General features: G+C 66.4%; 14 protein-coding genes. 7 read left to right on the forward strand and 7 right to left on the reverse strand.

The window, feature by feature from the left end; genetic code table 11:
• Window positions 1-24: 24 nt before the first annotated feature.
• The gene (locus H3H55_RS03475) at window positions 25-432 is read left to right on the forward strand and encodes an RNA-binding S4 domain-containing protein (protein WP_129513767.1); all 408 of its coding nucleotides are present in this window, start codon (window positions 25-27) and stop codon (window positions 430-432) included.
• On the opposite strand, the gene H3H55_RS03480 is transcribed toward H3H55_RS03475, so the two are convergent.
• The gene (locus H3H55_RS03480; RefSeq protein ID WP_006476841.1) at window positions 404-565 is read right to left on the reverse strand and encodes a hypothetical protein; all 162 of its coding nucleotides are present in this window, start codon (window positions 563-565) and stop codon (window positions 404-406) included. The genes H3H55_RS03475 and H3H55_RS03480 overlap by 29 nt on opposite strands.
• A 354-nt stretch (window positions 566-919) precedes the next feature.
• Here H3H55_RS03480 and grpE point away from each other — a divergent pair, with 354 nt between their 5' ends.
• The 5 genes from grpE to H3H55_RS03505 all read left to right on the forward strand — a co-directional run bounded on the left by grpE (window position 920) and on the right by H3H55_RS03505 (window position 7,311).
• Window positions 920-1,465 carry a nucleotide exchange factor GrpE gene (gene grpE / locus H3H55_RS03485; protein ID WP_129513768.1) on the forward strand — a complete coding sequence of 182 codons (546 nt, stop codon included), beginning with the start codon at window positions 920-922 and terminating at the stop codon, window positions 1,463-1,465.
• Window positions 1,466-1,475: 10 nt separating this feature from the next.
• Window positions 1,476-1,898 (forward strand): thioredoxin family protein, encoded by a 423-nt coding sequence (locus tag H3H55_RS03490; RefSeq protein ID WP_193097667.1) that lies wholly within the window; start codon window positions 1,476-1,478, stop codon window positions 1,896-1,898.
• 148 nt (window positions 1,899-2,046) lie between these two features.
• Window positions 2,047-3,999, forward strand: coding sequence for a molecular chaperone DnaK (gene dnaK, locus H3H55_RS03495; protein WP_193097668.1), 1,953 nt, complete (start codon window positions 2,047-2,049; stop codon window positions 3,997-3,999).
• A 266-nt stretch (window positions 4,000-4,265) separates the two neighbouring features.
• Window positions 4,266-5,402 carry a molecular chaperone DnaJ gene (gene dnaJ, locus H3H55_RS03500; protein ID WP_129513771.1) on the forward strand — a complete coding sequence of 379 codons (1,137 nt, stop codon included), beginning with the start codon at window positions 4,266-4,268 and terminating at the stop codon, window positions 5,400-5,402.
• Between the two features lie 4 nt (window positions 5,403-5,406).
• On the forward strand, window positions 5,407-7,311 hold the full coding sequence (locus H3H55_RS03505; protein WP_193097669.1) for a chorismate-binding protein: 1,905 nt from the start codon (window positions 5,407-5,409) through the stop codon (window positions 7,309-7,311).
• 123 nt (window positions 7,312-7,434) lie between these two features.
• On the opposite strand, the gene panB is transcribed toward H3H55_RS03505, so the two are convergent.
• From panB to hda, 6 genes are read right to left on the reverse strand one after another with little or no spacing between them, the layout of a single operon-like run.
• Window positions 7,435-8,250: a 3-methyl-2-oxobutanoate hydroxymethyltransferase gene (gene panB / locus H3H55_RS03510; protein WP_129513773.1), complete on the reverse strand. Its 816-nt coding sequence runs from the start codon at window positions 8,248-8,250 to the stop codon at window positions 7,435-7,437.
• 44 nt (window positions 8,251-8,294) lie between these two features.
• On the reverse strand, window positions 8,295-8,981 hold the full coding sequence (locus tag H3H55_RS03515; protein WP_129513774.1) for a deoxynucleoside kinase: 687 nt from the start codon (window positions 8,979-8,981) through the stop codon (window positions 8,295-8,297).
• On the reverse strand, window positions 8,978-9,520 hold the full coding sequence (folK, locus tag H3H55_RS03520; protein ID WP_048242923.1) for a 2-amino-4-hydroxy-6-hydroxymethyldihydropteridine diphosphokinase: 543 nt from the start codon (window positions 9,518-9,520) through the stop codon (window positions 8,978-8,980). The genes H3H55_RS03515 and folK overlap by 4 nt, the downstream gene beginning before the upstream one ends.
• A gap of 35 nt (window positions 9,521-9,555) precedes the next feature.
• On the reverse strand, window positions 9,556-11,097 hold the full coding sequence (pcnB, locus tag H3H55_RS03525) for a polynucleotide adenylyltransferase PcnB (protein ID WP_193097670.1): 1,542 nt from the start codon (window positions 11,095-11,097) through the stop codon (window positions 9,556-9,558).
• Window positions 11,098-11,102: 5 nt separating this feature from the next.
• Window positions 11,103-11,780: an HAD family hydrolase gene (locus tag H3H55_RS03530; RefSeq protein ID WP_129513776.1), complete on the reverse strand. Its 678-nt coding sequence runs from the start codon at window positions 11,778-11,780 to the stop codon at window positions 11,103-11,105.
• A gap of 11 nt (window positions 11,781-11,791) precedes the next feature.
• Window positions 11,792-12,526, reverse strand: a complete 735-nt coding sequence (hda, locus tag H3H55_RS03535; protein ID WP_319022249.1) for a DnaA regulatory inactivator Hda — start codon at window positions 12,524-12,526, stop codon at window positions 11,792-11,794.
• A 250-nt stretch (window positions 12,527-12,776) separates the two neighbouring features.
• Between hda and purM the strand changes: the two genes are divergently transcribed.
• Window positions 12,777-13,832, forward strand: coding sequence for a phosphoribosylformylglycinamidine cyclo-ligase (purM, locus tag H3H55_RS03540; RefSeq protein ID WP_034182804.1), 1,056 nt, complete (start codon window positions 12,777-12,779; stop codon window positions 13,830-13,832).
• Window positions 13,833-13,871: the final 39 nt, after the last annotated feature.

Below are 13,871 nucleotides of genomic sequence, written 5' to 3' on the forward strand. Positions count from 1 at the left end.
TGGGGCGGCCCGGCGGAGGCTGACATGAACTACAAGATTTCCACGGAACCGGGCGCGAAGCTGCGCATCGACAAATGGCTGTGGGCGGCCCGGTTCTTCAAGACGCGCTCGCTCGCGACCGATGCGGTCGACAAGGGGCACGTGAAGATCGGCGGTGCGGCGATCAAGCCGGCGAAGGAGGTGCGCGTCGGCGACGAGGTCGAGATTGCGATGGACGGCATCGTCTGGCACATTGCCGTGCGCGGCGTGTGCGATGTGCGCGGGCCGGCGAGCGTCGCGCAGACGCTTTACGAGGAAACGGAAGCGGGGCGGGCCGCGCGGCTCGCCGAACTGGAGCGGCGCCGCACGTATCGCGAGCCGGCGGCCGAGCTGCACGGCCGGCCGACGAAGCGCGACCGGCGCATCATCGACAGATTTTCTGGTGGGAGCTGAACATTTGGTCGAACGTCGCCCGCGCGCTTCCGTATTCGGTCGTGCGATCGGTCACGGCTCCCGATAGACAGATGGTGGTGGTGCCGGCAATGAGTACCAGCGCGACCACCGAAATCGCAAAGGTCAGTTTCACGGTACTCCCCTCGAGAAGACGGGTGAAAAGGCGCCTGGTGGATGTAAGGCGACGGTCAGCTTAGGGTAAACACGCTTTTCCGACGCTTGAGTGGAGTGTAGTGCAGCGGCGTTGTGCGCAGCTAGTACTTGCCAGGTAAGCGTTGTTACAGGCCGTTTCTCCCGATCCGGCGAACGCTGCGACGCATGCACCGGCAGGACGCGCGGTTGTTTCGCGGCAATGGCGAATGCCGGCGAATAACCCTCTTGAAATTGTAGTTTTCGCCCTTATTTGCACCAGCAATGTGCGGTACCGCCGGGTATACGGTCCGGCGGTGACCGATTTGGCTTCAACCTCTAATCGACTTTCAGCGACATGGAAAACACGCAAGAGAACCCGGCACCCCAATCGGCCGAAGACATCGGCAGCGAGAAGCAGGCGGCGCAAGGCGCCACTCCCGCCGCCGAAGCCGCCGACGCGGCGCTCGCGGAGGCTCAAGCCAAGGTCGCCGAGCTGCAGGAGAGCTTCCTGCGGGCCAAGGCCGAGACCGAGAACGTGCGCCGTCGCGCGCAGGATGACGTCTCGAAGGCGCACAAGTTCGCGATCGAAAGTTTCGCGGAACACCTGCTGCCGGTGCTGGACAGCCTGGAAGCGGCCGTCAGCGACACGTCCGGCGACATCGCGAAGGTGCGCGAAGGTGTCGAGCTGACGCTGCGCCAGCTGACGAGCGCGCTCGAGAAGGGCCGCGTCGTCGCGATCAACCCGGTCGGCGAGAAGTTTGATCCGCACCAGCACCAGGCGATTTCGATGGTGCCGGCCGAGCAGGAGCCGAACACCGTCGTCGCGGTGCTGCAAAAGGGCTATACGATCGCCGACCGCGTGCTGCGCCCGGCGCTCGTCACCGTCGCGCAGCCGAAGTAAGGCCGTCGCGATGGCTGCCGCCGGCGTCGATCCGGCCGCGTTCGACGTGTTCGACATGCAGCCGCTGGCTGCCGACACGTTCGACGCGGGTATCGACGGCGCGGGCGATGCGCTCGCGGTGGTGTTCTTCTGGGGCGTTGACTGCTTCAACTGCGAGATCGCGAAGAAGGCGATGCTCGCCCGGCCCGACGCGATCCGCGCGCTGGACCTGAAGTGGTTCCACTGCAACGTGTACGAACACCATCAGCTGGGGCACCGCTTCGGGCTGCACGGCGTGCCGACGTGGTTCTTCTTCCACCGCGGCAAGCGTCTCGGCCGTGCGACGGGCTGGCATGGCCTCGCGCAGTTCCAGGCGGCCGTTTCCGCGGCGCGCGCGAAGATCGCGGCGGCCGGCATTCCGGCGGCCGGCGATCCGGTAGCCGGCGGCGATTGAAAAAATTTAATATCCGCATCGCTTGTCGGGTCTTGAAAACGGGCCGGACGGACGCATGTCGGGAGCAGAGTTGAATTCTGGCGCGTGAAACCGCCCAAAAACGCGGCGTTTCGCGCAGCAATCAAGCATTTCTGGAGATTAGGAAAAAATGGGAAAGATCATCGGTATTGACCTCGGCACCACGAACTCGTGCGTCGCCATCATGGAAGGCAACCAGGTCAAGGTCATCGAGAACTCGGAAGGCACGCGCACCACGCCGTCGATCATCGCCTACATGGACGACAACGAAGTGCTCGTCGGCGCGCCGGCCAAGCGTCAGTCGGTGACCAACCCGAAGAACACGCTGTTCGCGGTGAAGCGCCTGATCGGCCGCCGCTTCGAAGAGAAGGAAGTCCAGAAGGACATCGGCCTGATGCCGTACAGCATCGTCAAGGCCGACAACGGCGATGCATGGGTCGAAGCGCACGGCGAAAAGCTCGCGCCGCCGCAGGTTTCGGCTGAAGTGCTGCGCAAGATGAAGAAGACGGCCGAAGACTACCTCGGCGAGCCGGTCACGGAAGCCGTGATCACGGTGCCGGCGTACTTCAACGACAGCCAGCGCCAGGCGACCAAGGACGCCGGCCGCATCGCGGGCCTCGAAGTCAAGCGGATCATCAACGAGCCGACGGCAGCTGCGCTGGCGTTCGGCCTCGACAAGGTCGAGAAGGGTGACCGCAAGATCGCCGTGTATGACCTCGGCGGCGGTACGTTCGACGTGTCGATCATCGAGATCGCGGACGTCGACGGCGAAATGCAGTTCGAAGTGCTGTCGACCAACGGCGACACGTTCCTCGGCGGCGAAGATTTCGACCAGCGCATCATCGATTACATCATCGGCGAGTTCAAGAAGGAGCAGGGCGTCGACCTGTCGAAGGACGTGCTCGCGCTGCAGCGCCTGAAGGAAGCTGCTGAAAAGGCGAAGATCGAGCTGTCGTCGAGCCAGCAGACCGAAATCAACCTGCCGTACATCACGGCGGACGCGTCGGGCCCGAAGCACTTGAACCTGAAGATCACCCGCGCGAAGCTGGAAGCGCTGGTCGAGGACCTCGTCGAGCGCACGATCGAACCGTGCCGCATCGCGATCAAGGACGCAGGCGTCAAGGTGTCGGACATCGACGACGTGATCCTGGTCGGCGGCCAGACCCGCATGCCGAAGGTCCTGGAGAAGGTGAAGGAGTTCTTCGGCAAGGATCCGCGTCGTGACGTGAACCCGGACGAAGCCGTCGCGGTTGGCGCGGCGATCCAGGGCCAGGTCCTGTCGGGCGACCGCAAGGACGTGCTGCTGCTCGACGTGACCCCGCTGTCGCTCGGCATCGAGACGCTCGGCGGCGTGATGACGAAGATGATCAGCAAGAACACGACGATCCCGACGAAGCACGCGCAAGTGTATTCGACGGCGGACGACAACCAGGGCGCCGTGACGATCAAGGTGTTCCAGGGCGAACGCGAAATGGCGGCCGGCAACAAGCTGCTCGGCGAGTTCAACCTCGAAGGCATCCCGCCCGCACCGCGCGGCGTGCCGCAGATCGAAGTGAGCTTCGACATCGACGCGAACGGCATCCTGCACGTCGGCGCGAAGGACAAGGCGACCGGCAAGGAAAACAGGATCACGATCAAGGCCAACTCGGGTCTGTCCGAGGCTGAAATCGACCAGATGATCAAGGACGCGGAAGCGAACGCAGCGGAAGATCACAAGCTGCGCGAGCTGGCCGATTCGCGCAACCAGGGCGACGCGCTGGTCCACAGCACGAAGAAGGCGCTCACCGAGTACGGCGACAAGCTGGACGCAGGCGAGAAGGAAGCGATCGAAGCGTCGCTGAAGTCGCTCGAGGAAGTGCTGAAGGACACGTCGGCCGACAAGGCAACGATCGACGCGAAGGTCGAGGAGCTCGGCAAGGTCTCGCAGAAGCTCGGCGAGAAGATGTACGCCGACATGCAGGCTCAGCAGGCGGGTGCCGCCGCCGGCGCTGGTGCAGCGGAAGGCGCGGCCCACGCGGGTGGCGCGCAGCAGGCTGCCGACGACGTCGTCGACGCCGAGTTCAAGGAAGTGAAGAAGGACTAAGCCGGGTTGCAATGGCACCGCACGCCGCGCGCGGAAACGCGCGCGGCGCGACTGACCAGCGGCTGAAAAGCGGTCTGTCTTTCCTTCCGGATGGCCGGATCGACTCCACGCCTGGCGGGCTTCGCGGCCCTCCGGGCACATTTGTTTTTTGGCGGGTGCTGCGCGAGCCGTCCGCGGACGGGTGCAGCGCCAGACGAGTCGAGAGACTTTACTGCAGGCGAAAGGAGCCGCCGCGTGCGCGATGCGTGGCGGCACAGTGAATCGATATGGCGAAACGGGATTACTACGAGGTTCTGGGCGTCGCGAAGAATGCGGGCGACGACGAAATCAAGAAGGCATATCGCAAGCTTGCGATGAAGTATCACCCTGACCGTAATCCGGACAGCAAGGATGCGGAAGAGCATTTCAAGGAGGTGAAGGAAGCCTATGAAATGCTGTCGGACAGCCAGAAGCGGGCCGCGTACGACCAGTACGGCCACGCGGGCGTCGATCCGAACATGGGTGGTGCGGGCGCACAGGGCTTCGGCGGCTTCGCGGATGCGTTCGGCGACATCTTCGGCGACATCTTCGGCCAGGCCGCGGGCGGCGCCGCACGCGGCGGCCGCGGCGGCCCGCAGGTGTATCGCGGCGCCGACCTGCGCTACAGCATGGAAATCACGCTCGAGCAGGCCGCGCACGGCTACGACACGCAGATCCGCGTGCCGAGCTGGGTGTCGTGCGAGGTTTGCCACGGGTCGGGCGCGAAGCCCGGCACGAAGCCGGAAACCTGCCCGACCTGTCATGGCCAGGGTACGGTGCGCATGTCGCAGGGCTTCTTCAGCATCCAGCAGACCTGCCCGAAGTGCCATGGCACCGGCACCTATATCCCCGAGCCGTGCGTGCACTGCCACGGGTCGGGCAAGGTGAAGGAAACCAAGACGCTCGAAGTGAAGATCCCGGCCGGGATCGACGACGGGATGCGGATCCGCTCGGCCGGCAACGGCGAGCCGGGCATCAACGGCGGGCCGCCGGGCGACCTGTATGTCGAGATCCACATCAAGCCGCACTCGGTGTTCGAGCGCGACGGCGACGATCTCCACTGCCAGATGCCGATCCCGTTCACGACCGCCGCGCTCGGCGGCGAGATCGAGGTGCCGACGCTGGCCGGCCGTGCGTCGTTCCCGGTGCCGGAAGGCACGCAGTCGGGCAAGACGTTCCGCCTGCGCGGCAAGGGTATCAAGGGGCTGCGTTCGAGCATCGCGGGCGATCTGTACGTGCACGTGCAGGTCGAGACGCCCGTGAAGCTGACCGACCACCAGCGCGACCTGCTCAAGCAGTTCGAGAAGTCGCTGGCCGAGGGCGGCGCGCGTCACAGCCCGCAGAGCAAGAGCTGGTTCGACCGGGTGAAGAGCTTCTTCGAGTAACAGCATGACTGAAGGCAACGAGAGCGCGTCGTTCGCGCTCTTGGACGATTGCGACTCGACCGCGTCCGCGCGGTCGAGTCGTTTGTATTCGGGTTTCGTGCGCGAACGCGTGTGCACGGACCCGGCGCGGCTCGACGAGGTCGACGCGGCGGTTGCGCAGGATCTGCGCGACGGGCTGCATGCGGTCGTCGTCGGCGATTACGCATTCGGACGCAACCTGCAACGAGCGCAGCCGGGCGATGCCCCGCTGCGCTTTTTGTTGTACGCGCGCTGCGAGCGCCTGTCGCGCGACGAAGTCGACGCGTGGCTCGCGCAGCAGGACGGCGGCGGCACGCCGTCGATCGCGGGCGTCGCGCATGTCGCGAAGAGCGTGTCGCGCGATGCGTTCGACGCGGCGATCGCCGCGGTGCACGACGCGTTGCGCGCGGGCGATTCGTATCAGATCAACTACACGTACCGGCTGAATTTCGACGTGTTCGGCACGCCGCTCGCGCTGTACCGGCGACTGCGCGCGCGCCAGCCGGTGCGGTACGGCGCGCTGATCGCGCTGCCCGGCGGCGCGTGGGTCGTGTCGTGCTCGCCCGAGCTGTTCGTCGAGAAGCACGGCGACGTGCTGCGCGCACGGCCGATGAAGGGCACCGCGCCGCGCTCGGCCGATCCCCGCGAAGATGCGGCGGCTGCCGCGTTCCTCGCGAGCGATCCGAAGAACCGCGCGGAAAACGTGATGATCGTCGACCTGCTGCGCAACGACGTGTCGCGGATCGCGCGCACCGGTACGGTCCGCGTGCCGGCGCTGTTCTCCGTCGAACCGTATGCGTCGGTGTGGCAGATGACGTCGACGGTCGAGGCCGGCTGGCGCGCCGGCACGACGTTCGCGCAGATGCTGCGCGCGCTGTTTCCATGCGGATCGATCACGGGCGCGCCGAAGTACCGGACGATGCAGCTGATCGACGCGATCGAAACGACGCCGCGCGGGCTCTATACGGGCGCGATCGGCTGGCTCGACGCGCCGCCGGACAGCGCCGATTCCGTCGCGCGCGGCGAGCGTGCGGGCGGTTGCGGCGATTTCTGCCTGTCGGTCGCGATACGTACGTTGACGCTCGATGCGACCGACACCGAAATCGAAGCATGCGATCCGGCAACGGCAACCGCCGGCCGGCGCCGCGGCACGATGGGTGTCGGTGCGGGTATCGTGCTCGACAGCGTCGCGGCCGACGAATATGCGGAGTGCGAATTGAAAGCGCGATTCCTGACGGACGCCGATCCCGGCTTCCAGTTGTTCGAAACGACCGCCGCCACGCATGCGGACGGCATCCGGCATCTCGATCGTCATCTTGCGCGGCTGCAGCGCAGCGCGGATACGCTCGGCTTCCGCTTCGACGCCGACGCGTTGCGTCGCGAGATCGACGCGCGCTGCGCGGCGCTCGACGGCGACGGCGCCTACCGGATGAAGCTCTCACTCGCGAAGGACGGCACGATCGAGATCGTCGCGGCGCCGCTCAAGCCGCTGCCGGCGGGGCCGGTCGGCATGCTGTTGGCGTCCGCGCACGGCTTCGCGCCGACCCGTGCGAGCGATGCGCTGCTGCTGCACAAGACCACGCGCCGTGCCGAATACGACCGCGCGTGGCACGCGGCGGAGGCGCTCGGCGGTTTCGACATGCTGTTCGTCAACGAGCGCGGCGAGGTGACGGAAGGCGGGCGCTCGAACCTGTTCGTGAAACTCGACGGCCAGTGGGTGACGCCGCCGCTGGCGTCCGGCGTGCTGCCGGGCGTGATGCGCGGCGTGCTGCTCGACGATCGCGCGTTCGGTGCGACGGAGCGCGTCGTGACCTGCGACGATCTTGCACGCGCGCAGGCGTTGCTGCTGACCAATGCGTTGCGTGGCGCGCTCGACGCGGTATTGAAGTGATGAGGTGACGGATCTGGCATCGCCTTGCACCGATGCTGCGTGCAAACAAAAAGCGCGGCGCCCCGCAAAGGGCGCCGCGCTTTTTGACATCCAGATGCCGGCGAACCCGCCGCCAGCCCCGCGTCAGAACGAATGTTCCGGCCCGGGGAACGTGCGGTCCTTGACCGCGCTCACGTACGCTTCGACGGCCGCCTGGATGTTCGGCTGACCCTGCATGAAGTCCTTCACGAAGCGCGGCCGCTTGCCGGGGAAGACGCCGAGCATGTCGTGCAGCACGAGCACCTGCCCCGAGCAGTCGACGCCCGCGCCGATGCCGATCGTCGGAATCTTCAGCATGTGCGTGACTTCGGACGCGACGAGCGTCGGCACTGCTTCGAGCACGACGAGCTGCGCGCCCGCGTCCTCGATCGCGCGCGCATCGCGCAGCAGCTGCGCGGCGCCGGCTTCGGTCTTGCCCTGCACCTTGAAGCCGCCGAACGCATGCACCGATTGCGGCGTTAGGCCGAGGTGCGCGCACACGGGCACCGAGCGTTCGACGAGGAAGCGGATCGTATCGGCCAGCCATTCGCCGCCTTCGAGCTTGACCATCTGCGCGCCCGCGCGCATCAGCCTGACCGAGTTCGCGAATGCCTCGGCCGGCGTGCCATATGTGCCGAACGGCAGATCGGCGACGACGAGCGCGCGCGGCTGCGCGCGTGCGACACAGGCCGTGTGATACGCGATGTCGTCGAGCGACACGGGCAGCGTGGTCGAGTGGCCCTGCAGCACGTTGCCGAGCGAATCGCCGATCAGCAGCACGTCGGTGCCCGCGCGATCGAGCAGCGCGGAAAAGCTCGCGTCGTAGCAGGTGAGCATCGCGATCTTCTCGCCGGCGTCGCGCATTGCCTGCAGCTTGGGTACCGTCACGGCAGGCCGGCTCGATTCCTGGAGATAGGTCATGGGGAAATCCGGGTCGATAGGTGAAGAACGGCAGGCGGGACGCGTCAGCGCGTCGTCTCGCCCTTGACGAAGAATTCCTTGCGGCCGCGCATCGTCTCGATGCGCTCGACCAGCAGGGCAAGGTCTTCGGGGGAATCCAGCGGGTTCAGGTGTTCCGCGGCGACCGTCAGCACCGGGGTGCGGTCGTAGTGGTAGAAGAATTCGTTGTACGCGTCGACGAGCGAGCGCAGGTACGCGTCGCTGATCTGCAGCTCCATCGGCAGCCCGCGCTTCTGGATACGCGAGAACAGCACTTCGGGGCTGGCCTGCAGATAGACGACGAGGTCGGGCGACGGCGCCTGCGGCACGTCCACGTGCGTCGCGACCGAGCGATAGAGCTGCCATTCGTCTTCCGGCAGGTTCAGCCGCGCGAAGATGTCGTTCTTCTGCGGCATGAAATCGGCGACGACGGGGCGGCCCGTTTCGAGCGCACCGATCAGCTCGCGCGCCTGCTGCGCGCGCTGCAGCGCGAACGACAGCTGCACGGGCAGCGCGTAGCGCGCGGTGTCGCGATAGAAGCGTTCGAGGAAAGGGTTGTCCTGCGGGCGTTCGAGCAGCGTCTGCATCGACCAGCGCTCGGCGAGCAGGCGCGCGAGCGACGTCTTGCCGACGCCGATCGGGCCTTCGATCACGAGATAGCGGTGCGGGGCGCGCAAGTCGGGCGCAGTGACGGTCAGCGGAGTCGAGTTCATCGGCAGCGGTTCTTGTCGGTGTCTTCGCCGGCCGCGAGCGCCTTCTGCATCAGGCACTGGCAGGTCTGCACCTTCTCGACGCGCTGGTCCGCGACGGCGGCGAGAAAGGCGTCGGCGCGGCCGCGCGCGGGGATATCGAGCGCCGGATCGATCTCGACGAGCGGCACGAGCGCGAACGCGCGGTCGGTGAGGCGCGGGTGCGGGACGATCAGGTCGGGTTCGTCGATCGAGTCGGCGCCGAACAGCAGGATGTCGAGATCGAGCGTGCGGGGCGCGTTGCGATACGGGCGCTCGCGCCCGAAGTGATGTTCGATCTTCTGGCAGAGCGCCAGCAGCTCACGGGCCGAGAGCGTCGTGTCGAGCTTGACGACGCAGTTGTAGTAATCGTCGCCGCCCGCTTCGAAGGGCGCCGTGCGATACAGGCTCGATTTGCCGAGGATCGAGATGGTGCGCTGCTGCGCGAGGCACACCACCGCGTCCTTCAGGGTCTGGCGCGCATCGCCGAGATTCGCCCCCAGTCCGATATATGCAACCGTCATGGCATCACTTCCTACGTCGTTCGCCGACGAGCGCGTCAATCGTCGGAACCGCCCGCGGTGTCCGGTGCCTGCTCGGCGGCACCTTCACCCGGCTTGCGGTTTCGCACGCCGCCGCGGCGGCGCCGCTTGCGGGGCGATTTTTCCTTCGAGCCGCCTTGCGTGAGCAATGCCTCGCGAGCGGCCGCGTCGCCTTCGATGAAATCCGTCCACCACTGTCCGACATCCGCATCGAGCTCGCCGGATTCGCAGCGTAACAGGAGGAAATCATACCCCGCTCTAAACCTTTGGTGTTCCAGCAGCCTCATCGCGCTGCGGCCCGAGCGTTTTTCGAGGCGCAACTGCAGGCCCCAGATCTCGCGCATGTCGGCCGAATAACGCTTGTGGATCGCGAGTTTCTCGGTCTGCATGTCGAGCACGTCGTCCATCGCGCGATGGAGCGCCGGCACCGGGATTTCGCCTTCGGCCGTGTATTGCTCGAAACGCTGGCGCATGTCGTGCCACAGCAGCGTCGCGAACAGGAAGCCCGGCGACACCGGCTTGCCGGCACGCACGCGCGCATCGGTGTTGTTCAGCGCGAGCGTGATGAACTTCTCGCCCTGCGGCTGTTCGAGCACGACGTCGAGGAGCGGCAGCAGCCCGTGGTGCAGGCCTTCCTTGCGCAGCCGCGTCAGGCACGCGAGCGCGTGGCCCGACAGCAGCAGCTTCAGCATTTCGTCGAACAGGCGCGCGGCCGGCACGTTGTTGATCAGGTCGGCGAGCGCGTTGATCGGTTCGCGCGTATGCGGCTCGATCTCGAAACCGAGCTTCGCCGCGAAGCGCACGACGCGCAGCATCCGCACCGGATCCTCGCGGAACCGGGTAGCCGGGTCGCCGATCATCCGCAACAGGCGGGCGCGCATGTCGGCCATCCCGTCGTGGTAATCGAGCACCGTCTGCGTCGACGGGTCGTAGTACATCGCGTTGATCGTGAAGTCGCGGCGCGCGGCATCTTCGTGCTGCTCGCCCCACACGTTGTCGCGCAGCACGCGGCCGCTCGCGTCGACCGCGTGCGTGCGGCGATCGAGTTCGTCGCGCTTCAGGCGCTTCGGCGGCTCGGCCGCGGCGGCAGCCTCGGGCGGCGCGTCGACCAACGCGCGGAACGTCGACACCTCGATCAGTTCCTGGCCGAACTGCACGTGGACGATCTGGAAGCGGCGGCCGATCAGGCGCGCGCGGCGGAACAGGCGCTGCACCTCGGTCGGCGTCGCGTCGGTCGCGACGTCGAAGTCCTTCGGCGCGATGCCGAACAGCAGGTCGCGCACCGCGCCGCCGACGATGAACGCACGAAAACCCGCCTGCTGCAGCGTGTCGGTCACGCGCACGGCATTCTTCGAGATCAGCGATGGATCGATCCCGTGCACGCTGGCCGGCACGATGGTCGGCTCATGGTTGCTGCGCGGTTTTTTCGCGCCGCCGCCGCGGGTGCCCTTCGAGGGGCGCGGGGCAGCAGGGGCCGCTTCGTCGGCCGGGGCCGCTGCGGGGGGCGTTTGCTCGGATTCGTCCTGACCGAGCAGCTTGCGAATGAATTTTTTGATCACGACGTTCAGAAGAGATCGAGGATACGCCAGCCGCGGTTGCTTGCATGCGCGCGCAGCGTGTCGTCAGGGTTGGTCGCGATCGGGTCGGTGACTTTCTCGAGCAACGGGATGTCGTTGTGCGAGTCGCTGTAGAAATAGCTGTGCGCGAAGTCGTCCCAGTGCTTGCCGAGTGACGCGAGCCACGCTTCGGTACGCACGATCTTGCCTTCGCGATAGCTCGGCGTGCCGGTCGGCCGGCCCGTGTACGGTGAATCGGGATGCCCGTCGGTCGTTTCGACCTCGCACGCGATCAGCGTGTCGACGCCGAATGCGGTGGCGATCGGGCGCGTGATGAATTCGTTGGTGGCCGTCACGACGCAGCACAGGTCGCCCGCATCGAGGTGCTTGCGCACCAGCTCGAGCGCGGCGGGCGTCATCGCGGGACGGATCACCTCGTGCATGTATTGCTCGTGCCAGTCGGCGAGCTGCGCACGCGAATACTTCGCGAGCGGCGTGAGCATCGCCGTGAGGTACGCGTGGATGTCGAGCTTGCCGGCCTTGTAGTCGGCGAAGAACTGATCGTTCTGACGCGAGAAGCTTTCCGCGTCGACGATGCCGAGCTTCACCATGAAGCGACCCCATTCGTGGTCGCTATCGGTCGGGATCAGCGTGTGATCGAGGTCAAAGAGTGCCAGATTAGTCATGGAAGCGCATTTTACTCGAAGCGGTTCGGGCCCGTGCCCGGTGGTGTGATGTCGTCGCCGGGACGCGCCAGCATTCGGCGCAGCAACGGCAGCGTGACGGCGCGTTTCTGCTCGAGCGAGAAGCGGTCGAGCGCGTCGAGCAGCGCCATCAGGCTCGGCATGTCGCGGCGGAAATGGGTCAGCAGGTAGGCGGCGATGTCGTCGGTGAGCGCGATCCCGCGCTCCTTCGCGGCGAGCTTGAGCACGGCGATCTTGCCGGCGTCGGACGGCGGCGACAGGTGGAACACGAGCCCCCAGCCGAGGCGCGTGCGGAGATCCTCGCGCACGTCGAGCGCGAGCGGCGCCGCGGGGCCCGCCGCGACGAATGCGCTCGACGGATGCGCGCGGACCTCGTTGAACAGGTTGAACAGCGCGACCTGCTGCGTGTCGGTCATCCGGTCGCAGTCGTCGATCGCGTAGATGCCGATGCGCGGGTCGAAGGTGAACGCGCCGAGCGGGCTCTGCGGCGTCAGATAACGCGCATAGCCGTACGACGCGTCGCTCACGAGCGCCTGCAGCAAGTGGGTGCGGCCGCTGCCGGGCTCGCCCCAGATGTAGAACGAACGGTCCGGCACGGGGCCCGCCGCGAGCGCGAGGTCGAGCTTCTGCAGGCGCGAGATGAGCTCGTCGTTCTCCTCGTTCATGATGAAGTTGTCGAACGTGGCGGGCGGCGGCGTGCCGAGATCGAGCGTCAGTTGACGGGACACAACAGTCACAATGCGGGTCGGTTGAAAAAACGCGTGCCGTACGCCGGGCACGCGCGGGGGAATGCGGCTCCGCTGGCTGCACGCGCGACCGTACGCACGGCGCCGTGCCGGTTTCGGCGCGGTTCGCTGGGCGTTGAAAACGGGGACGTGTTGACCAAGATGCAATCCCTGACGATTCGGTGCTGGGAATTCCGGCCAACCGGCCGGCTTCGGGTAAAATCGCATTTTACCGACCTTCTCGCATTCCCCCATGAATCCTCCGAAATCCGCTCCTGACGCTCAGGGTCTGTCCTATCGCGACGCAGGCGTCGACATCGACGCGGGCGACGCGCTCATCGACAAGATCAAGCCTTTTGCGAAGAAAACCCTGCGCGACGGCGTGCTCGGCGGCATCGGCGGGTTCGGCGCGCTGTTCGAAGTGCCGAAGAAGTATCGCGAGCCCGTGCTCGTGTCGGGCACCGACGGCGTGGGCACCAAGCTCAAGCTGGCGTTTCATCTGAACAAACACGACACCGTCGGCCAGGATCTCGTCGCGATGAGCGTGAACGACATCCTCGTGCAGGGCGCCGAGCCGCTGTTCTTCCTCGACTACTTCGCGTGCGGCAAGCTCGACGTCGACACGGCCGCGACGGTCGTCAAGGGCATCGCGCAAGGCTGCGAACTGTCGGGCTGCGCGCTGATCGGCGGTGAAACGGCCGAAATGCCGGGCATGTACCCGGACGGCGAATACGACCTGGCCGGCTTCGCGGTCGGCGCGGTCGAGAAGAGCAAGATCATCGACGGCAGCACGATCGCCGAAGGCGACGTGGTGCTGGGCCTCGCATCGAGCGGCATCCACTCGAATGGCTTCTCGCTCGTGCGCAAGATCATCGAGCGTGCAAACCCGGACCTGTCGGCCGATTTCCACGGCCGTTCGCTTGCCGACGCGCTGATGGCCCCGACGCGCATCTACGTGAAGCCGCTGCTCGCGCTGATGCAGAAGCTGTCGGTGAAGGGCATGGCGCACATCACGGGCGGCGGCCTCGTCGAGAACATTCCGCGCGTGCTGCGCGAAGGCCTCACCGCCGAGCTCGACCAGAACGCATGGCCGCTGCCGCCGCTGTTCAAGTGGCTGCAGGAGCACGGCGGCGTCGCCGACGCGGAAATGCACCGCGTGTTCAACTGCGGGATCGGCATGGCCGTGATCGTCGCGGCGGCCGATGCCGACGCAGCGATCGCCGACCTGACCGCCGCCGGTGAACAAGTGTGGAAGATCGGCACCGTGCGTGCGACCCGCGAAGGCGAGGCGCAGACGGTCGTGGTCTGACGCGTCGCCCGCAGCAGATGCAGCAGGAAAAGCCGCCCG

The organism is Burkholderia sp. Z1 (assembly GCF_014893795.1).
GTDB classification, from domain to species: Bacteria; Pseudomonadota; Gammaproteobacteria; order Burkholderiales; family Burkholderiaceae; genus Burkholderia; species Burkholderia theae.